Origin of the sequence: Gloeocapsopsis sp. IPPAS B-1203 (genome assembly GCF_002749975.1) — a bacterium.
Taxonomy (GTDB): Bacteria; Cyanobacteriota; Cyanobacteriia; order Cyanobacteriales; family Chroococcidiopsidaceae; genus Gloeocapsopsis.
The window spans coordinates 641,915-660,992 of sequence record NZ_PEIG01000001.1 but is presented as its reverse complement, the minus strand read 5'-3'; the positions used below and the strand labels follow the sequence as shown (position 1 = coordinate 660,992).

Sequence of the window (19,078 nt, the reverse complement as noted above, 5' to 3'; positions counted from 1 at the left end):
TAAGCTGTTTACATAGATGAAATTAATGAAAAACGAACAAAGTAGGTGTTAAGCACCTGCGGCTAATGCGGGTGTTTGTAGTAAAGATACTAGTTGAGCTTTACCTCTTTGCAAGTAACGTGTTACTGTCATTGGGCTAGTACCAATATGTTGAGCTGCTTCTTTACGTGAAAGTTCTTTTAAAAACACTAATTCCACTGCAATTCTTGTTTTTTCCTCCATTTGACTCATGGCACCTTGCAGTTGTTGGCGTTCTTCTTCTTGTTGACGCAAGCTAGTAGAACGAGGATCAGCAAGTGCTTCGCCTAATGTGATTGGACAATCAACATGATGTACAACAGTAGTGTCTAAGCTTAAAGTAATGCGGTTTTGAATTGCTAATTTACAATCAAGCCATTCTTGTACAGGCACTTGCAAGAAACGAGCAATTTCTAAATCGGTTGGACAACGCCCTAAGGAAGAAGTTAGCTTTTTACGAACTTTTTGTCCTTGGTTGTAAATCTCTTGCCAGCGACGAGGAATTTTAACTGCACACGAGCGATCGCGTAAATAATGAAGAATTTCGCCTCGAATATAAGGTATAGCAAAAGAGCTAAATGCATATCCTTGCTCAGGATCAAATCTCTCAATTGCCCGAATCAAACCCAAATAACCTATTTGTTCTAAATCTTCATAGGGTTCAGTGCATTGATGGCTGAATTGATGTGCCATTTTTCGTACTAAACCACTATGTAACTTAACCAGTTTATTTCGTAATCTAACTGAGGGGTGTTGATGATATGAAATTAGGACTTCTCGTGCTTCTGAATAGTTAGAATATTGAGTTTTAGACATAAAAACCCCTATAGAGAAAACAAATAACGTTTTAGAAAAATTTGTAAAAAATTGACTAAACTTTTATCCAAGCTGAAATTATTTTCCGTAGATAAGCCATAAGAAACCATCGTCATTCCACTGAATTTCTTCAGGCTACCTATTGACAGTTCGGCATTTTTACGTATATTTTCTGAGTATTAGTGGTGGCGTGTCGTCTCTACAGCTATTACACCTAGAGCACTTGATTATTTGTCTTAAATATCTATTGCCAAGCTACTTATTGAGAGCAATTAATAGTTGTAAGTAGTGACATAATAGGAATTAAGGACTTCGAGTCGAGGATCGCCAAAACAAATGGCTCCATAGCAGTTTTTACAAGACTTAGTTAGGACATTAGCAACCGTATAGATGGTAAGGATTTAAGGTAAAGTACTTATTTGACATGGCAGCGGGCGGCGAGGTGTCCTCGCCGACATTAGCTGACATCACCAAATACTTTCATCCTGCTAAAATCCAATCAACACCTCATAACAATCATTGAAAGGCTTGATCAAGACTCTTGTCATGAAGTAGTCAATAGTCGCTAAAATCGAAAATACAAATCAAGGAGAAGAGCGATCGCCCTTGTCAACGTTCTTGTCTACTCAAGCAATATGGAAGTCCTAGAAATTAAACGCGAAGTCGAAAGGTTATCTCATCGCCTGGGTAAAACCCAGGACTATCTTTGACGTACCAGCACTGACAGCAAAAATTCAAGATCTTGAACAGATTGCAGCCCAACCAGAGTTTTGGGAAGATCAAACGAGTGCGCAGCAAACGCTTCAAGAAATGAACGATCTCAAAGCGCATCTGGAACAGCACAAACAATGGCAAGCAAGTTTAGAAGACACAAAAGCAGTGCTGGAACTTTTAGAGTTAGAAGTTGATGAAGCACTGTTAAATGAAGCTGAATCAAATGTGGTGCAGCTAAATCGAGAACTCGATCAATGGGAGCTACAACAGTTATTATCAGATCCTTATGACGAAAAAGGTGCAGTTCTAACAATCAATGCTGGTGCAGGAGGAACTGACGCTCAAGATTGGGCAGAAATGCTACTGCGGATGTACACTCGTTGGGGAGAAAATCAAGGTTATAAGGTAAATCTTGCTGAACTTTCTGAAGGAGATGAAGCAGGAATCAAATCTGCTACGCTGGAAATCTCAGGTCGTTATGCTTACGGGTACTTACAAGGTGAAAAAGGAACGCATCGCTTAGTTCGGATTTCTCCTTTTAATGCCAATGGCAAGCGCCAAACTAGCTTTGCTGGCGTAGAAGTCATGCCACAAATAGATAATTCAGTGCAGCTAGACATACCAGAAAAAGATTTAGAAGTCACAACATCTAGGGCTGGTGGTAAAGGCGGGCAAAACGTTAATAAAGTAGAAACAGCAGTACGCATTGTTCACATTCCTACAGGGATTGCAGTTCGTTGTACTCAAGAACGCAGTCAGTTGCAAAACAAAGAAAAAGCATTGGCGATTCTCAAAGCAAAACTACTGATTGTTGCACAAGAACAACGCGCTCAAGAAATTGCCCAAATTCGAGGCGATATGGTAGAAGCCGCTTGGGGAAACCAAATTCGTAACTACGTATTTCATCCTTATCAACTCGTGAAAGATTTGCGCACGAATGTGGAAACAACTGCGATCGCTGACGTGATGAATGGCGAAATTGATCTGTTTATCCAAGCTTATCTTCGTCAAGAAAACCAACTTGTAGAGAGTGCTTAGTTGCAGAGGGTCAGAGAGTAGGCGGCTAGTAGGGTAGTAGGGTATGCGGAAGATTAAGAGAGTGATGAATGTTGAGTGTTGAGTTATGAGTTATAAAACTTTCTTCAATTCAAAATGTGCTAAGGCACCGCTACGCTAACAAAACGTGCTAACGCACCGCTACGCTAACAAAACTCAAAACTTTGTTACCTACACTCCTACATTCCCACTACTTTCACCAACTGCTACATTGGGGGAAGAATCCATAGCAGTATATTTAATTGCAAGCCTTAGCACCTTTCTTTTATGAGTAATTCGTCTGTACCAGAGCAAACCGTCAATCCTTCTTCTGCATCTACTCCAACCACCACAGAACCGAAGCCAAGTTATGTTAAGCTTGCCATGCGTAATATGGTGCGTAAGCGAGCTACTTCGCTACAACATTTTATTTTGACTACGGTTGGGCTTTTAGCCGTTCTTGTGGGACTTGCTTATCTAACTCGATGACAAAACAACAAAGTATTACCGAAGACTTACAACAACTGCAAATTGAAGTCACAGTACAAAATTGTTGCTTAGATTCTCCAGAAGTCAAGCAGCAAGATACCTCTAACTTGATTGCAGTAGAGACTTGGGAAACATGGTTTCAATGCTGGCTCGAAGATCTTCAAGACGATCTTCCTCTAGCCTTTGGATATGAGCTTAGCCTGCGCTTAACTAGCGATGCAGAAATTCAAGTGTTGAATGCCCAGTATCGTCAGCAAGACAAGCCTACGGACGTACTGGCATTTGCAGCATTAGAAAATAATTTCCCTCTACCGATTGAGATGCGATCGCACCTTCCCTTATATCTTGGTGATATAGTAATTTCGGTTGACACAGCCGCAAGGCAAGCTAATCAACAGCAACACACTCTGCAAGTTGAACTGGCATGGCTAGCAGTGCATGGTTTGCTTCATCTGCTGGGCTGGGATCACCCTGACGATGATAGTCTAAACCAAATGTTGACTCAGCAAACTAACCTGCTGAACAAAGTCAACATTGCAGTAAATCTTTAAGCCTAGAATGCTCGTCGTCACTGATTTATTTCCACATAAGATGATAGATTACCTCCAGTTTGTTATCCAATAACTCCTGTGCTCTGGTTTCGCGTATATGTCTCAAGAAATTTCCACATCACAGCCGAACAGACCAGAAGCTTCAAAAAAGCGGGAGTTTTCTTGGCGAGTAGCCACCAATTTATTAATTAGTTTTAAATATGCCTGGAGTGGTATAAGTTATACGTTTACAACCCAACGTAATTTTCGCATTCATTTATTAATTGGTGCTTTAGCAATAAGTTTAGGGGTTTCATTACACCTCCAAGCAATTGAACTAGCTGTTATTGGAATTACAAGTGGATTAGTGCTGGCGTTAGAAGTGATGAACACAGCAATTGAGTCTGTTGTCGATCTGACCGTCAAGCAAAGTTATCATGAACTTGCCAAAGTTGCTAAAGATTGTGCTGCAGGTGCTGTACTTGTTGCAGCATTAGCATCTGTACTCGTCGCTGGCATTCTCTTACTACCTCCTTTACTAGTCTTAGTGCGTGCCGCTTTATGATAGAGAGGAGTAAGAATGAGGACAAATAGCCTTGCTCATAGTCATCGATAACTACGACAGCTTTACCTATAATTTGGTACAGTACCTAGGGGAACTGGCAGCAGAATTTCCAGTTGCAGCAGAAATCCAAGTCTACCGTAACGATCAGATTACCTTAGAGCAAATCCGCCAGTTGCAGCCGGCGGGGATCGTCATTTCTCCAGGTCCTGGACGTCCTGACGATGCTGGTATTTCTTTAGATATCATTCGTCACCTAGGTCCTAACTTACCAATTCTGGGTGTGTGTTTAGGTCATCAAAGCATTGGTCAAGTCTTTGGCGGTCAGATTGTCTCTGCGCCAGAACTTATGCATGGTAAAACATCTGATGTTACCCACAGTGGCATTGGTGTTTTTAAAGGATTAGAAAATCCTTTGACCGCAACTCGGTATCATAGTTTAGTAATCGATCCGCAAACCTGCCCAGACGTACTAGAAATTACGGCTTGGGTAGACGACGGCACAATTATGGGTGTAAGACACCGAAACTATCCACACATTGAAGGCGTCCAATTTCACCCAGAGAGTGTGCTAACAAATTCAGGAAAGCAACTACTACGAAATTTCCTGGAACAACTGGAGAAAAGATGAAACGGCGACAATTAATGCAATACGCTGGGGCAGGCTTGCTAACAACTGTAGCAACTACCCTAGTTAAATTTCAATCTGCTGTAGCACAAGAAGGTTCGTTATCGGTTAGATGGCTAGGTCACACCTGCTTTTTATTTACTGGAGGCGGAACCCGCGTTTTAGTCAATCCATTTCAGACATTGGGTTGTACTGCTGGCTATCGCCCTCCTAACGTTGAGGCAGATCTAGTCTTAATCAGCAGCCAGTTACTTGATGAAGGTGCTGTAGCAGCGGTGCCAGGTAATCCCCGCTTGATTTTTGAACCAGGAGTTTATGAATTTAATGACATCCAATTTCAAGGAATAGCTACAGACCACGATCGCGTCGGCGGAAAACGTTTTGGAACCAATGTCGCCTGGCGCTGGACACAAGCAGGTATTAATATTTTGCACTTAGGAGGTGCTGCTGCACCAATTACAATTGAACAAAAAATCTTAATGGGAACTCCTGATGTGGTACTGGTTCCCGTGGGAGGTGGTGCGAAAGCTTACAATCCCCAGGAAGCACAAGCAGCAGTAAAAATGCTGAATCCTAAGCTAGTTATTCCCACTCACTACCGTACCCAAGCAGCAGATGAAAAAAGCTGCGATATTGTTGCTGTTGATGATTTCCTCGCTGTGATGGACGGAATGCCTGTGCGACGCTCTAACTCTGATTCAGTGACCATCAGAGCTGCTGACTTACCACAAAATGGCTCAGCAATTCAAGTGTTGAGCTACCAATTTTAGCGATCGCATCCTGTTAATATCACCACCTTGGCAGCTTTGTTCAAGGTGGTTCGTCTACAATTGAGCATAAAGTTCAGTAACTTTGCCGCATCGCGGAATTATGAATGATGAGGTTAACTCAAAACTTAAAACGTGCTAAGGCACCGCTACGCTAACAAAACTCAAAACTTTAAAAAGTAGTAATGCAAGCAGATTATCGCCAACGTCGCGAACAGCTGATGACAAAAATCGGCAACGGAACAGCAATTTTTCGCAGCGCGCCTACAGCAGTCATGCACAATGATGTGGAATATGCTTACCGTCAAGATAGTGACTTTTTCTACCTGACTGGATTTAATGAAGCCGAAGCCGTGGCGGTGTTAGCACCTCATCATCCAGAACATCGATTTATCTTGTTTGTTCAACCCAAAGATCGGGAAAAAGAGGTTTGGACAGGATACCGCTGTGGTGTAGATGGTGCCAAAGAACTTTATGGTGCAGATGAAGCTTATCCGATCGCCGAACTTGATGAAAAACTACCACAGTATCTTGAAAAAGCTGATCGGATTTATTACCGCTTAGGACGCGATCGCGCTTTTAACGACATCATTCTCAAACACTGGCAACGCCTGCTTGCAACATACCCGAAACGCGGTACTGGACCAATTGCTTTAGAAGACGTTGGTATCCTTTTACACGCCATGCGTTTAACAAAAAGCTCAGCGGAGTTGGAATTAATGCGCAAAGCTGCAGAAATTTCTGTTGAGGCTCACAATCGGGCAATGGCGATCGCCCGACCTGGGTGTTACGAATACGAAATCCAAGCCGAAATTGAACAGATCTTTCGCCGACGTGGTGGTATGGGACCTGCGTATCCCTCAATTGTTGCTGCTGGTGCTAATGCGTGCGTGCTGCACTACATCGAGAACAACTGCCAAATGCAGGACAATCAACTGCTGCTTATTGATGCCGGATGTGCCTATGAGTACTATAACGGAGACATCACGCGGACATTTCCAGTCGGCGGTAAGTTTACACCTGAACAAAAAGCGCTGTATGAAATCGTCCTAGAAGCACAACAAGCGGCGATCGCGCAAGTGAAACCAGGCAATCCTTACAATGCGTTTCACGATACTGCTGTGCGCGTCCTCACCACAGGTTTAGTCGAACTTGGTATCCTCAAAGGTGAAATCGACAAGCTAATTGAGGAAGAAAAATATAAACCTTTTTATATGCACCGTACAGGACACTGGTTAGGCTTGGATGTTCACGATGTCGGTGTCTATCAACACGGCGATCATCCTCACATTCTACAACCTGGACAAGTTCTCACCGTCGAACCAGGGCTTTATATCGTTCCCAATACAAAACCAGCAGAAGATCAACCCGAAATCGATCCTCGTTGGAGTGGAATTGGTATCCGCATTGAAGATGATGTGTTAGTTACTGAGTCAGGAAACGAAGTTTTAACTGCGGGTGTCCCCAAGGCGATCGCAGACATAGAACGTTGATAGACCAGGGATCAGGGTTCTGAGCATGAATCACGGATGTCCTTCGACTCCCTTCGGGGCTACTCAAGCAAAGTGTACGAAGGTACACTTAAACAAAATTGTTATGTCAGTACACAGAGGTGGACTTTGTTTGCATAGCAGCAAAGTCATTCGCGATTCTCTTCATGCAGGAAGTCTAATTGTTTTAATCATCTTGACTAACGACATCTAGATCGTTGTTGATGACTAACTCCATCAGATCGCCGCGAAATCGGGTGACAGTGTACTCGATCGCCTTGCCATGCTGATCGACATTGACTGCTTCTATCAATAAAATAGGCTGATTCAGTGATAAATTGAGTAGCCGCGCGTCTTGAGGTTTGACGAGTCGAGCAGAAATGTGGGTGCAAAGACGAATGTGGTCGCAGCCGTAGACTTCGCGGACAAGCTTGGAAATTGATTGCGTGTCTTGAAATCGCTCTACCATGTCTGGAAAGCGGTGTAGGGGAAAGTAACTCGAAGAAACACCAAGAGGTTGATTGTCTGCTAAATCAAGCATTTCAATCAGTGCAACAGGATCTCCTGGTTTCAAATCTAGTTTAGGCGCAACCTTGGAATCAGCAGAAATTGCGATCGCCTGTAACGTTTGATAACCTCCGGTGATTCCCTGCGCTTGTAGTACGTCGTTGTAGCGTACTCGCTTACCAATTGGGTAACGGATAGGGGTTGCAGCAACGAAAATCCCTATTCCTCGATCAGTCCGTAACAATCCTTCTTGTTTCAATAGTTCAATTGCTCGCCGGAGTGTATGACGATTTACCCCAAACTGCAGGCTCAGTTCATTTTCGCTTGGTAGTTTGTCGCCTACTTGATAAACTTGCTGCTGAATATTCTGTTTTAGTTGTTCGGCAATCTGGATATAGAGCGGTAGTGCAGCATGACTCATAGATGAAGTAACTTGAGATTTCAGGTACTAATTAGTGCTTTTAGTATTCAAGATTACATTTAGTATAGTCATCTATATATCTAGATAACTACTGGTGCTGACTACAGTTAGTGACTGCTGAAACAACCAGACGAACATAAACTGTGTTATCTATTGTCCTCAGCATATGCGATCGCGTATGTCAGAACTGAGAAAGTTATTGTTGATGATATCGATTGATTCTGAGTTCAGAGTAAACTCCTCTGAGCTATAAGTCATTGCGCACTTGTTAATGAGCAACAGCTGCTGAAGCCTCATGATGACTAGCTGAATCTAATTGAGACATCAACTCCTCAGCAAAACCAAAAGAAAGTGTCATTCCTGCACCACTGAGGGCATTAATAATCGTGACACCTGGTTCAGGCTGAGTAACAAATTCAGTTTTACCAGGCAACTTAGCGTAGATTCCATGCCATTTTTCTGCGATCGCTAGCTCTGGAACTTTTGCAAACATCTGTAGATAACTCAGTATATATTCATTAACTATTTCTTGATCAAACGGTTCAGGATTCAGTCCGTATTCGTGCGAATCACCAATAATAATTTCACCTAAAGCATTTTGTGACATCATTACATGAATTCCCCACTGCGGGAAATGAGGCGTTTCACTAGCAATTCTCGCTTTCAGGGCTGCCAGAGATTGACAATGAGCGAAAGCAGCATAATGCGTTAGTGTTAAACCTGCGGCTAGTGATGAACCAATCCTCCAGTTATTTGGTTGAGGAACCGTTCGCATCATTTGTAATTTCACTTTCGTTAAACCACTAGCTGTATAAATTGCAGGATACAAAGTTTCAAAATCAGCACCACTGCATACGAAAATCTGTTCTGCAATCCAGCGTTCTCCACCAGCAACTAGCTGCGGATAAGCAATCTCTGTCACCACGTTCCCAAAGTGGAACTCGACACCGTAGGCTTTGGCTAAAAAGCTGGGTAGCTTCCGAATTGCCTCGCGCGGATCGACGGTCATTTCTGTAGGACTCCAAAGTGCTCCCAACAATCCCTCTGTCACTACTGCTGGGCTTTTCTGTGCTACTTGGGCGGGACTGAGTAACTCTACACGCTGCGCTTTTTGAGCAGTATCAACAAACTCTTGCAGAACATCCATCTCATCCTGACGATAAGCTAAGTGTAAAGAGCCACATTGCTCCGCGTAAAAATCTGCAAGCTGTGCAATCTCTACCCAAATAGATCTTGACTTCATAGCACGGTCATATAAAACACCCACAGGCTGACCAATTGGCCAAACCATACCAAAGTTGCGAATCGATGCGCCAACAACAGGCAAATTTCGCTCAAACACGACAACTTTTCGACCCCGCTTAGCAGCAGCTAAAGCATGGGCTAAACCGACAATACCAGCACCGACGATGGCTACATCTGCTTGTTTTGATGAATTCATAATTAAAGAGGTATTCAAGTTAAACTAGCGATTTTGTCTTGAAATTCCGACAACGAATTGAATAATCCATCATTGGGATATTGAGCTAATTGCTTTTTGGTATGCGTACCATTCGTAACTCCAAAAGAAAAAAGACAGCCAGCATTGATACCAGCAGCAATATCAGAAGGTGTATCACCGATAGTAACTACAGTTTTGGGAGCGGTAACGCCCAGTTTGTACATTGCTTTTTGAATCATGAACGGTGCTGGACGACCTTCATTGTTGTAGATTTCTGAAGGTGTAACAGAAGCTTGAATTGTTGAGGTTGCTGAACCTACATATTCGCTATCTAATCCTTGGTTCCAACCTAATCGCTGTAAAATGATGTCTGTCACTTCGCGATAAAATCCAGTATTTAGGGCGATTTTAATGTTCTGCGCTTTGAGCCAGTCAAAGAGTTCTAAACAACCCTCTGTCGGTTCAACAGGCTGAGTTTTATAGTGGTTTTCAAGGATAGTTTTAAATTTAGAGAATGAATCGGTTACTTTAGCCTCATAGTCTGGATGCTCTTTACCAATCTGCTCGTGCCATAAAGTTTGAAACACGAGTTTCTTTGACCATCCCATCATGAAGTTAATTCGCTCGGCATCTGCTTGTAAACCTGTGCTTTGGGCTGCCTGAAAAAAGCAGGACTGTACCTCTTGTTGGTCTTTAATCGTCGTTCCTGCCATGTCAAATACGACTAGTTGAATCTTTGCCATTGTTTTTGCTGTAGCCGTGACAATGCTATCTCTTTATCTAGATGTCTATACAAGCACATATAGTAACTAAGGTGGCTGAATTTAGCAACGAGGTTATGCAAAGTTAACATTGATGAGTAGGGAATTTGTAACCGGAATTTAACTTACGATGCGGAATATTTTTGTATTCTGAAATATGAGGACATTAATAGCTGTGTGAACGAGCAGATTTACACCAACTATCGGTTACAACTGCCAGAACAGGAAATTCTTGGCACTTTGGTAGTGCGGGATCGCTTAATCGCTGATATTCAACCAGGAGTTGTCGCAATTGGGCAAGATGGTGGTGGAGATTATTTGTTACCAGGGTTAATTGAGTTGCACACAGACAATTTAGAGTGTTGCGTATCTCCTCGTCCTGGTGTTCGTTGGTCTGTAGAAGCTGCTGCAGCCTATCACGATCGCGCGACAATCAGTGCTGGAATTACGACGGTTTGCGATGCGATCGCTGTTGGTAGTGTCAATTCTCATAGCCTGCGCTTGACTCACTTTGCTGCAATGATTGATGCAATTTACCACGGACAAGTTGCAGGGGTCTTTGTCGCAGAACATCGGCTGCACCTGCGTTGCGAACTCAGCTATGACCAAGCTTATTATGTTGCGGCTCAATATGCTGATTGTCCTTTACTGTCTCTCATCTCGCTGATGGATCATGCTCCTGGCGATCGCCAATTTGTGCGCACAGATAAGTTCGAGAAATATTATGTCGGCAAATACGGAGTAGCTGCTGATCGCATAAGCACATTGACTCAAATTTGGCAACAAGAACACCATCACCACGCATCTGTAAACCGTACAGCCATAGCTCAACTAGCTCAACTTAAAGGTATCACTCTTGCTAGTCACGACGATACGACTGTTTCGCACATCCAACAAGCAGTGCAAGATCAAGTAGCGATCGCCGAATTTCCGACAACACTAGCAGCAGCAAAGGCAGCTAAATCTTCCAGTTTACAAGTTTTGGTGGGCGCACCTAATGTAGTTCTGGGAGGATCGCAATCGGGTAATGTCGCTGCAAAACAACTTGTTGAGCAAAGCTTGGTCGATATTATTTCTTCTGACTATGCACCACAAAGTCTTCTCCATGCAATTTTTCTCATCTCTCGCTACCTAAATCAGCCGATCTACAAAGTGATGCGATTAGCAACTAGCAATCCTGCACAAGCTATTCATCTACAGCACGATCGCGGTAGTTTGGCAATAGGTAAACGTGCTGACTTGATCGCTGTGCGCGATCGCAGTGTGCCGCAACTGACTGCAGTGATCTGTCGAGGGAATCGCGTCGCATAAATCTATTAATCAAGATTAAACCAATGATTAATCAGATTTAACCCAACATTAACGCCAGTCGTATAGCTTTTGCTTTAGCCTCTAATCTAGATGTCTATACATCCCGTTTGCATCTTGGAAGGTGAGGCATGTTCAGCCGGAGAAAGTGGTTAAAGTTTAGTTTGAGATCCGCGATCGCCTTAATGCTTACACTCGTTATTTCAGCCTGTGTTGTTAGGCGTGCTGACGAATCTAATTCAGCAAGTACAGTTGCAGATTCTTCAACAGCAATTACTGTTTACACGGCTTTAGAAGACGATCAAATTCAAAATTATCTGACGCTATTTCAACAAGAGCATCCTGATATCAAAGTCAACACAGTGCGGGACTCAACTGGAATTGTCACCGCGAAATTACTGGCAGAAAAAGACAATCCTCGCGCCGATGTTGTATGGGGCTTAGCTGTTTCAAGTTTACTTGTGGCGGATAGCCAAGGGATGTTAGAACCTTATGCTCCCGCAGGATTAGAAAGAGTGCGATCGCAGTTTCGGGATGAGCGCAATCCGCCACATTGGGTTGGCATTGATGCGTGGATGTCTGCTTTTTGCGTCAATACGGTAGAGATGGAGAAACGAAATCTACCAATTCCGCAATCTTGGGCTGACTTGACAAATCCAGCCTACAAAAACCTAATTGTGATGTCCAATCCGGCTTCCTCTGGTACGGGTTTTTTGTCAGTTTCCGCAATTTTGCAAATGATGGGTGAAGAAAAAGGCTGGCAGTATCTCGATGCCTTGCATCAAAACGTTGCTCAGTATATGCACTCTGGCTCTCGTCCCTGCAAAGCAGCCGGAGCAGGTGAATACCCAATTGGTATTTCCTTCGACTACCGCGCAGTAACGCAAAAGAACGACGGCGAACCGATTGAAGCTGTATTTCCGCAAGAAGGTTCAGGATGGGATATCGAAGCGAACGCGCTCGTCAAAAAACCACAGATTAACCCAGCGGCAAAGACATTTTTAGATTGGGCAATCACTCCAGCAATTTCTCAAGAGTATGCCAAAAGCTTTGCCGTGACTGCGGTAAAAACCGATGTACCGATTCCTCAAGGTTATCCACAGGAGCCACTAAAACAACTGATTAATAATGATTTCAATTGGGCAGCTACCCATCGGGATCGAATTCTTCAGGAGTGGACTAGACGCTACGACTCTAAGTCAGAACCGAAGACTTCGTAATTAGGAGCAGACAAATGAACTTTCCCGAACAGCCAACAACCCAACAGCAACGCCTCAAACAGCAATCGACATCTTATGAACCTACTTTAGTCAGGGAAATTGCACAACCTTATCTGCGAATCGAAAACATTCAAAAATCTTTTGGTAACTTTGTTGCTCTTTACGACATCTACTTAGACGTCTATCCAGGTGAATTTATTTGCTTACTAGGTCCGAGTGGTTGTGGTAAAACAACATTACTACGCATTATCTGTGGATTAGAAACTCAAACCAGTGGGCGCGTCATCCAAGGTGGAAAAGATGTTTCGCGGCTTCCCGCATCGAAGCGAGATTTTGGCATTGTCTTTCAATCATATGCACTATTTCCTAATCTCACTGCCGCCCAAAATATTGCCTATGGCTTGCAAAATGCTAAGAAATCTCAGCGAGAAATTAAAACCAGAGTTGAGGAGTTACTTGATACCGTTGGGCTAAACGGGATGGGTAATAAATACCCTGCGCAAATGTCGGGCGGACAACAACAACGAGTTGCTTTAGCGCGAGCCTTAGCATTATCACCTGGACTTCTGTTACTCGACGAACCACTTTCAGCGCTAGATGCTCAAGTTAGAGTCAGGCTAAGAACAGAAATCGCGCAACTACAAAAGCGCCTAGGAATCACAACAGTGATGGTAACTCACGATCAAGCTGAAGCTTTGGCAATGGCAGATCGAATTGTCGTGATGGATAAAGGCTACATTGCCCAAGTAGGAACGCCGCGTGCTATATATCAGCAACCGCATACGCCATTTGTCGCTAATTTTATTGGCGTGATGAACTTTTTATCAGGAGTTGTAGTATCAGAAACTCAAGTGCGCTGCGGAAACATTATTCTGGAGGCACCACAAAACGTTGCTGCACCCGATCAATCGGTAAGTATTGCGATTCGTCCAGAAGATGTGCAAGTGCTCAACACAGCAAATCAGCACTCGGTAGCAAATGCGATCGCCGCTGAAGTGCAGAGTATCGAATTTCTTGGTTCTGGCTTTCTAGTAGGTTTGCGTCCAGAAGGCAACTTCAAAGAACTCATTTCTGTCAACATCTCCGCTCAAGCAGCGCGACAGTTAGATCTCACTGAAGGTTCTGCATTCCAAATTCAACTTCCGCCCGAATCGATCCGAGTATTCACCAATTAAAACTCATCAGCACTAGCTCTACATCGCTATGACATCTTCCACGCCGCAAAAAACATTCCGCACAACACTTAGGCAATATTTCTCTAGACGCCAGCAGATAGTTACCGCAGAAGACTGGCTGATGCGAGTGCTGCTGATTTTGGGAACGCTTTGGCTTTTGGTTGGGGTTGTTTTGCCACTTTACCCAATGCTGATGCGCAGTTTTCAGAGTACAGATGGTGACTGGGTTGGTGTAGCAAATTACGTTACCTACTTAACAACTCCAGCATTAGCGGCTTCTTTGTTTAATAGTTTGTATGTAGCGATCGCTAGTACCATTATCTCTGTTGTTCTGGCATTTATCTATGCTTATGCGCTGACCCGCACAGCGATGCCAGGAAAAAATATTTTTCGCATTTTGGGGATGTTACCGCTATACATTCCGCCACTTGCTCATGCGATCGGCTTGATTTACCTCTTTGGCAATCAAGGAATTATCACCACAGGTTTATTTGGTTTACTTCCTGGTTGGAATATTGGAATTTATGGTGCTAATGGCATCATTATTGGAGAAGTACTTTACTGTTTTCCGCAAGCGCTGGTTATTCTCGTCACTGCGTTAAGCTTGACTGATGCTCGATTATATGAAGCATCTGAGGTTTTAGGTAGTTCTGCCCTGCGGACATTTTTAACGGTGACACTTCCTAGTGTCAAATATGGCTTAGTCAGTGCTATTTTTGTGTGTTTCACGTTAGCTTTTACAGATTTCGGCGTACCTAAAGTAGTCGGTGGTAACTATAACGTGCTAGCAACAGATATCTATAAGCAAGTCATCGGTCAGCAAAACTTCTCGATGGGAGCAACTATTAGTGTATTTTTACTTGTACCAACTGTTGTTGCTTTTGTGCTTAATCAAATTATCCAGCGGCGACAGAATGCATTAGTAAGTGCTAAAGCAGTCCCTCTGCAACCTAAATTTAATCCTCTTGTCGATTGGCTAGGATTTGCTTTTTGTACTTTAGTAGCACTATTTGCGATTATTGTTCTGCTAACAATTGTTTTTGCTTCTGCCATTCAAGTTTGGCCTTACAATTTCAATCTAAGTTTGCGGCACTACGACTTCAGTTCTGTAGGTGGCGGTGGCTATGCGGCTTACTGGAATAGCATTCGGATGTCATTCTATACAGCAGTATTTGGTACAGTTGCTGTGTTTGTTAGTGCTTATCTTGTAGAAAAAGGTAAAGGATTAAATTGGTTACGCAGTATCAACTACTTTTTGTCTACAATTCCTTTAGCTTTACCTGGTCTAGTTTTAGGTCTTGCTTACGTCTTTTTCTTCAACTCTCCTTATTGGAATATTCCTTTTATTGAAGAGTATCTTTTAGTCAATCCTTTCCATTGGCTCTATGGCACAATGGGAATTTTGGTTTTATGTAACATTATTCACTTCTACACAGTATGTTTTCTGACTGCTAATACCGCGCTTAAGCAGATCGATCCAGAGTTTGAGTCGGTTTCTGCTTCAATGTCTGTTCCCTTTTATCGGACGTTTTGGCGCGTCACAGCACCACTTTCACTACCAGCAATCTTGGAAATTGGCATTTACTTCTTTGTCAATGCCATGATTACAATTTCTGCGATCGTGTTTCTCTATCCTCCCACGTTACCAGTAGCAGCAGTCGCAATTGTCAATATGGACGATGCTGGAGATACCGCAGCAGCCGCAGCAATGGCAACTCTGATTGTCTTTACGAGTATCGGAGTCCGCATTCTTTATTGGTTTTTCACTCGTGGCGTACAGCAACAAACTCAAGCTTGGCGATCGCGTTAAGTAAAAGTTGTATGTTACAAAGCATTTTGTAGCAAACTGATATCACCGCCCATAATCAAATCAATATTGCGGGTGATTTTAGCTATATCCCAATCCCACCAACGAATAGCAAGTAATTGCTCAATTTCTGCATCACTAAAGCGTTGCTTGAGAGGACGTGCAGGATTACCACCAGCGACAGTGTAGGGAGGAATATCTTTAACAACAACAGATCTGGCAGCAACTATGGCACCATCGCCAATTTTAACGCCTGGCATAATTAAAGATTCATAACCGAGCCAAACATCGTTACCAATCATCGTATCGCCCTTGCTAGGTAAATTCATCACCTGGTCTATTGCTTCTTCCCAACCATGTCCAAAAATCGGAAAAGGATACGTAGAAATTCCATCAAGTTTGTGATTTGCACCGTTCATGATGAATTTGACTTGAGTTGCAACAGCACAAAACTTACCAATAATTAAGCGATCGCTACCGTAGTTGTACAAGACATTTTTCTCAAACCCTTCGGGATCGACAGGATCGTCGTAATATGAGTAATCGCCAACAATGATATTTGGTGCTTTGATAAAATTTTTGATAAAGCAAACACGACGATGATCGACTAGAGGATAAGGTCGATTAGGATTAGGACCATATGAAGTCATAGGTTTCTTTAGCGACAGCCTAAACTTTCACGTGTGGAAACACCTGTTACCGGATTAACACCATCAGCGCGATCGCATAATAAAGAAACTTGATAACGATCTACCAAAGCATCAGTAAAGTCTGCACCTGTAATATCAGCATCAAAAAGCCGCGATCGCGTCAAAATCGCTTCTTGCAAGATGGTATTTTTTAAATTTGCTTCATCTAAAGTGACACGATCGACTAATGCACCTGTTAAGTTAGCACCTTCTAAATTAGCGCGGAGTAAAACACCTTTGGTAAGAATGGCGTTTGTGAGATCTGCACCTTGAAAGTTTGCTTCACGCATTTCGGCTGCGACAAATACTCCACCTACCAAGTCGGCGTGGGAGAAGTCACGGTTTTCTAGATGTGTATTACTGTAATTAATGGTATTGTCTTGAGCTAAGGCTGGTTTTGCGGCTAAGAGTACCCATAACCAAGCTAGGCATAAAACTAATAATATGCCGAGTAAACGAATTAGAGCTTTTTGAATAAGTTTTAGTGTTGGCGATCGCATCGTTATTACTGACGTAAAATTTTTGTTCCTACTTTGATTAAAAGCCCTTAATCGCCATATTGGATATTACTTTGAATTTTACCAAAGACGAGCGCGTTAATTGCGTTGAATCGCCGATGTCCGCCCAATCGCCACACTCGTTACTACAATCATTGCAGCAATTAAGGTAAAGGGTGCGATCGCTTCTCCCAACAAAATTGCAGATGCCAAAATCGTTAAAAATGGCTGTAATAGTTGCATTTGACCAACACGGGCAACACCTCCAATTGCTAGCCCTTGATACCAGGGGAAAAAAGCGAGAAATTGACTGATAATGCTCAAATAGCCAAATCCTAACCAAGCTGTTGGCGAAGCAACTAAGCCATGTTGTAACACTGCCTTTGCAAAAGGTACACTTAATACAGGAGCCGCAATCACCAAAGCCCAACAAATAACTTGCCAGCCTCCCAAAATTCGCGCTAAACGTCCGCCTTCTGCATAACTAATGGCAGCCGCCATTCCTGCACCCAGTAAGACAACATCAGCCCACTGCATTTGCCCAGCACCAGAGAGGATCGCAAAAATAATCACCGTGATACTACCAGTGATGCTTGCCAACCAAAATCGCCGCGAAGGACGTTCGCCCACAATTATACTCCCAGCAAATGCCGTTGCTAGCGGCATCAACGCTAACACAACCGCGCCATGTGCGGCGGGTAACTGCTGCATTGCCCAAGCTGACAGTAAGGGAAACCCTAAAACAACTCCAGCCGCAACGATAATTAAACCTCGCCAATGTTTGCGTGCAGGTATTCGCTGATGATTCGCCCATAAAACAATTGCTGCTAGAAAAGCTGCGATGATTGCACGTCCTAAACCTACGATTATCGGATCGAGTTCTACAACTGCAACACGGGTAGCTGGTAAGGTAAGACTAAAGCCAAGTACACCGAGAAAGCCATAGCCTAAACCGATTTCTCTATCAATACGGTGCTTGGCGCACACTTACACTCTCCTTAATCACCAGGCTTATTTTTAATATCTTCTATTGACTTATTTTTGAGAAGGTACAAATTCATTCAATTTGTACTAGTACAGTAGCAGTAATCAAAATTTTTCTGGTTTAATTCCCAACCAAAGCCAAATCTATTTAATGTCAAAGACGATATGAATTCATTATTAAAAAAACAACTGCAAAAGCAGCTTGACGCATCGCTTCTTTTCACGCCATGCTTGGGTGTTAATGTCACAATTTCTGACGAAAAGTATGGTTTGTGGATAGGAAGTAGTGGATTCTTAGAACTAACAAGAAGAACACCAATGCCGACAAATAGTCAATTTTATATCTATAGTATTACAAAAACATTTACTGCCGTTTGTATATTGCAGATGGTTCAAAATGGAAAATTATCTTTAGAAGATTCAATTATAGATTGGCTACATAATTTACCACTACCACGCTCTGTAACAATCAGAAGACTTCTTAATCATACTAGCGGTGTACCAAATTATTCAATAGCAACTTATATGCCAGCGGTAGCAGCAAGTCCTTCATTGCCTTGGTCATATCACAAATTTTTAGAGTTAACTTGCACAGGTAAGCTTGATTTTGAACCTGGAGCTAGTTTTAATTATTCAAATACGGGTTATATGTTGTTACTCAAGTTAATTGAAACTATCAGTAAAGATACTTTTTCTAATACTTTGAGAAATCAGATATTTCAACCTTTAAAATTGCAAAAAACTTACGTTGCTCAAGATATAGACAAAGGAACTTTAGTACCTGGGTTTTGTAGATCTCTTAACTCCAATAGATTAATAGAAAATGTGATTCCTAAATATCATCCAGGATGGTGTGCTACTGGTATAATTGTCTCTACAACTCATGAGATTGTTCAATTTTACGAGAATCTTTTTTCTCATAAACTACTTAAACTAGAACAACTTATTGAGATGTGTCAGTATGTATCTATTGGTCAAAACACATCTCCATTTTTTAATAAACCTGGCTATGGATTAGGATTAATGATTGATCTAGAATCTAACTATGGCGAACAGTTTGGACACGGTGGCGATGGTCCTGGGTACAATACTTGGGTAATGCATCTACCCAACTTTCAGGGACATAAACTCACAATGGCAGTATTTTGCAATACAAGTATGGGTAGCCATCCATTCAACTTGATCAATGATTTGCTTTTTGTTTTGAGTAATGTCTAAT

Annotated in this window: 19 protein-coding genes; 12 read left to right on the top strand and 7 right to left on the bottom strand. The window is 42.6% G+C overall.

What is annotated here, in order from left to right; genetic code table 11:
- Positions 1-48 precede the first annotated feature (48 nt).
- Positions 49-834 (bottom strand): RNA polymerase sigma factor SigF, encoded by a 786-nt coding sequence (locus CSQ79_RS02960; protein WP_099699685.1) that lies wholly within the window; start codon positions 832-834, stop codon positions 49-51.
- Positions 835-1,469: 635 nt separating this feature from the next.
- Between CSQ79_RS02960 and prfB the strand changes: the two genes are divergently transcribed.
- The 7 genes from prfB (at position 1,470) to CSQ79_RS02925 (ending at position 7,052) form a co-directional block, all read left to right on the top strand.
- A protein-coding gene (prfB, locus tag CSQ79_RS02955) for a peptide chain release factor 2 (protein ID WP_143755414.1) occupies positions 1,470-2,586 on the top strand; the annotation gives its coding sequence in 2 pieces (ribosomal slippage) (positions 1,470-1,541 and positions 1,543-2,586; 1,116 coding nt in all).
- A gap of 285 nt (positions 2,587-2,871) precedes the next feature.
- The gene (locus CSQ79_RS02950; protein ID WP_099699683.1) at positions 2,872-3,072 is read left to right on the top strand and encodes a DUF3285 domain-containing protein; all 201 of its coding nucleotides are present in this window, start codon (positions 2,872-2,874) and stop codon (positions 3,070-3,072) included.
- Positions 3,069-3,623, top strand: coding sequence for an rRNA maturation RNase YbeY (ybeY, locus tag CSQ79_RS02945; RefSeq protein ID WP_289500372.1), 555 nt, complete (start codon positions 3,069-3,071; stop codon positions 3,621-3,623). Before CSQ79_RS02950 ends, ybeY begins: the two co-directional genes overlap by 4 nt.
- Positions 3,624-3,720: 97 nt before the next feature.
- Entirely contained in the window at positions 3,721-4,167 is a 447-nt protein-coding gene (locus CSQ79_RS02940) for a diacylglycerol kinase family protein (protein WP_099699682.1), read from the top strand.
- Positions 4,168-4,198: 31 nt separating this feature from the next.
- The gene (locus CSQ79_RS02935) at positions 4,199-4,795 is read left to right on the top strand and encodes an anthranilate synthase component II (protein WP_099699681.1); all 597 of its coding nucleotides are present in this window, start codon (positions 4,199-4,201) and stop codon (positions 4,793-4,795) included.
- Positions 4,792-5,562, top strand: a complete 771-nt coding sequence (locus CSQ79_RS02930; RefSeq protein ID WP_099699680.1) for an MBL fold metallo-hydrolase — start codon at positions 4,792-4,794, stop codon at positions 5,560-5,562. The genes CSQ79_RS02935 and CSQ79_RS02930 overlap by 4 nt, the downstream gene beginning before the upstream one ends.
- 182 nt (positions 5,563-5,744) lie before the next feature.
- Complete coding sequence (locus tag CSQ79_RS02925; protein ID WP_099699679.1) at positions 5,745-7,052, top strand: aminopeptidase P N-terminal domain-containing protein; 1,308 nt, start codon at positions 5,745-5,747, stop codon at positions 7,050-7,052.
- A gap of 184 nt (positions 7,053-7,236) precedes the next feature.
- Here the strand turns inward: CSQ79_RS02925 and phnF are convergent, their stop codons facing one another.
- The 3 genes from phnF to CSQ79_RS02910 all read right to left on the bottom strand — a co-directional run bounded on the left by phnF (position 7,237) and on the right by CSQ79_RS02910 (position 10,161).
- Positions 7,237-7,977, bottom strand: a complete 741-nt coding sequence (gene phnF, locus CSQ79_RS02920; protein WP_099699678.1) for a phosphonate metabolism transcriptional regulator PhnF — start codon at positions 7,975-7,977, stop codon at positions 7,237-7,239.
- 268 nt (positions 7,978-8,245) lie between these two features.
- Complete coding sequence (locus CSQ79_RS02915) at positions 8,246-9,418, bottom strand: TIGR03364 family FAD-dependent oxidoreductase (protein WP_099699677.1); 1,173 nt, start codon at positions 9,416-9,418, stop codon at positions 8,246-8,248.
- A gap of 14 nt (positions 9,419-9,432) precedes the next feature.
- Positions 9,433-10,161, bottom strand: coding sequence for an HAD hydrolase-like protein (locus tag CSQ79_RS02910; RefSeq protein WP_099699676.1), 729 nt, complete (start codon positions 10,159-10,161; stop codon positions 9,433-9,435).
- A 195-nt stretch (positions 10,162-10,356) separates the two neighbouring features.
- On the opposite strand from CSQ79_RS02910, the gene CSQ79_RS02905 reads away from it, so the two are divergent.
- The 4 genes from CSQ79_RS02905 to CSQ79_RS02890 all read left to right on the top strand — a co-directional run bounded on the left by CSQ79_RS02905 (position 10,357) and on the right by CSQ79_RS02890 (position 15,692).
- Positions 10,357-11,490: an alpha-D-ribose 1-methylphosphonate 5-triphosphate diphosphatase gene (locus CSQ79_RS02905; protein WP_099699675.1), complete on the top strand. Its 1,134-nt coding sequence runs from the start codon at positions 10,357-10,359 to the stop codon at positions 11,488-11,490.
- A gap of 128 nt (positions 11,491-11,618) precedes the next feature.
- Complete coding sequence (locus CSQ79_RS02900) at positions 11,619-12,707, top strand: putative 2-aminoethylphosphonate ABC transporter substrate-binding protein (protein ID WP_289500371.1); 1,089 nt, start codon at positions 11,619-11,621, stop codon at positions 12,705-12,707.
- Between the two features lie 14 nt (positions 12,708-12,721).
- Entirely contained in the window at positions 12,722-13,882 is a 1,161-nt protein-coding gene (locus tag CSQ79_RS02895; protein ID WP_099699673.1) for a putative 2-aminoethylphosphonate ABC transporter ATP-binding protein, read from the top strand.
- Positions 13,883-13,910: 28 nt separating this feature from the next.
- Positions 13,911-15,692, top strand: coding sequence for a putative 2-aminoethylphosphonate ABC transporter permease subunit (locus CSQ79_RS02890; protein ID WP_289500369.1), 1,782 nt, complete (start codon positions 13,911-13,913; stop codon positions 15,690-15,692).
- Between the two features lie 14 nt (positions 15,693-15,706).
- On the opposite strand, the gene CSQ79_RS02885 is transcribed toward CSQ79_RS02890, so the two are convergent.
- The 3 genes from CSQ79_RS02885 to CSQ79_RS02875 form a co-directional block, all read right to left on the bottom strand.
- Positions 15,707-16,339 (bottom strand): CatB-related O-acetyltransferase, encoded by a 633-nt coding sequence (locus tag CSQ79_RS02885; protein WP_099699671.1) that lies wholly within the window; start codon positions 16,337-16,339, stop codon positions 15,707-15,709.
- Positions 16,340-16,347: 8 nt separating this feature from the next.
- The gene (locus CSQ79_RS02880) at positions 16,348-16,878 is read right to left on the bottom strand and encodes a pentapeptide repeat-containing protein (RefSeq protein ID WP_289500367.1); all 531 of its coding nucleotides are present in this window, start codon (positions 16,876-16,878) and stop codon (positions 16,348-16,350) included.
- Positions 16,879-16,974: 96 nt separating this feature from the next.
- Positions 16,975-17,862 carry a DMT family transporter gene (locus CSQ79_RS02875; protein ID WP_099699670.1) on the bottom strand — a complete coding sequence of 296 codons (888 nt, stop codon included), beginning with the start codon at positions 17,860-17,862 and terminating at the stop codon, positions 16,975-16,977.
- Positions 17,863-18,024: 162 nt separating this feature from the next.
- On the opposite strand from CSQ79_RS02875, the gene CSQ79_RS02870 reads away from it, so the two are divergent.
- A complete protein-coding gene (locus CSQ79_RS02870; protein WP_099699669.1) occupies positions 18,025-19,077 on the top strand; it encodes a serine hydrolase domain-containing protein in 1,053 nt (350 codons plus the stop codon).
- Position 19,078: the final 1 nt, after the last annotated feature.

Bases quoted from the DNA above. Each gene is read 5' to 3' on its own strand.
- CSQ79_RS02960 (WP_099699685.1), bottom strand. From the start codon at position 834: ATGTCTAAAACTCAATATTCTAACTATTCAGAAGCACGAGAAGTCCTA.
- CSQ79_RS02950 (WP_099699683.1), top strand. From the start codon at position 2,872: ATGAGTAATTCGTCTGTACCAGAGCAAACCGTCAATCCTTCTTCTGCA.
- ybeY (WP_289500372.1), top strand. From the start codon at position 3,069: ATGACAAAACAACAAAGTATTACCGAAGACTTACAACAACTGCAAATT.
- CSQ79_RS02940 (WP_099699682.1), top strand. From the start codon at position 3,721: ATGTCTCAAGAAATTTCCACATCACAGCCGAACAGACCAGAAGCTTCA.
- CSQ79_RS02930 (WP_099699680.1), top strand. From the start codon at position 4,792: ATGAAACGGCGACAATTAATGCAATACGCTGGGGCAGGCTTGCTAACA.
- CSQ79_RS02925 (WP_099699679.1), top strand. From the start codon at position 5,745: ATGCAAGCAGATTATCGCCAACGTCGCGAACAGCTGATGACAAAAATC.
- phnF (WP_099699678.1), bottom strand. From the start codon at position 7,977: ATGAGTCATGCTGCACTACCGCTCTATATCCAGATTGCCGAACAACTA.
- CSQ79_RS02915 (WP_099699677.1), bottom strand. From the start codon at position 9,418: ATGAATTCATCAAAACAAGCAGATGTAGCCATCGTCGGTGCTGGTATT.
- CSQ79_RS02910 (WP_099699676.1), bottom strand. From the start codon at position 10,161: ATGGCAAAGATTCAACTAGTCGTATTTGACATGGCAGGAACGACGATT.
- CSQ79_RS02900 (WP_289500371.1), top strand. From the start codon at position 11,619: ATGTTCAGCCGGAGAAAGTGGTTAAAGTTTAGTTTGAGATCCGCGATC.
- CSQ79_RS02895 (WP_099699673.1), top strand. From the start codon at position 12,722: ATGAACTTTCCCGAACAGCCAACAACCCAACAGCAACGCCTCAAACAG.
- CSQ79_RS02890 (WP_289500369.1), top strand. From the start codon at position 13,911: ATGACATCTTCCACGCCGCAAAAAACATTCCGCACAACACTTAGGCAA.
- CSQ79_RS02885 (WP_099699671.1), bottom strand. From the start codon at position 16,339: ATGACTTCATATGGTCCTAATCCTAATCGACCTTATCCTCTAGTCGAT.
- CSQ79_RS02880 (WP_289500367.1), bottom strand. From the start codon at position 16,878: ATGCGATCGCCAACACTAAAACTTATTCAAAAAGCTCTAATTCGTTTA.
- CSQ79_RS02870 (WP_099699669.1), top strand. From the start codon at position 18,025: ATGAATTCATTATTAAAAAAACAACTGCAAAAGCAGCTTGACGCATCG.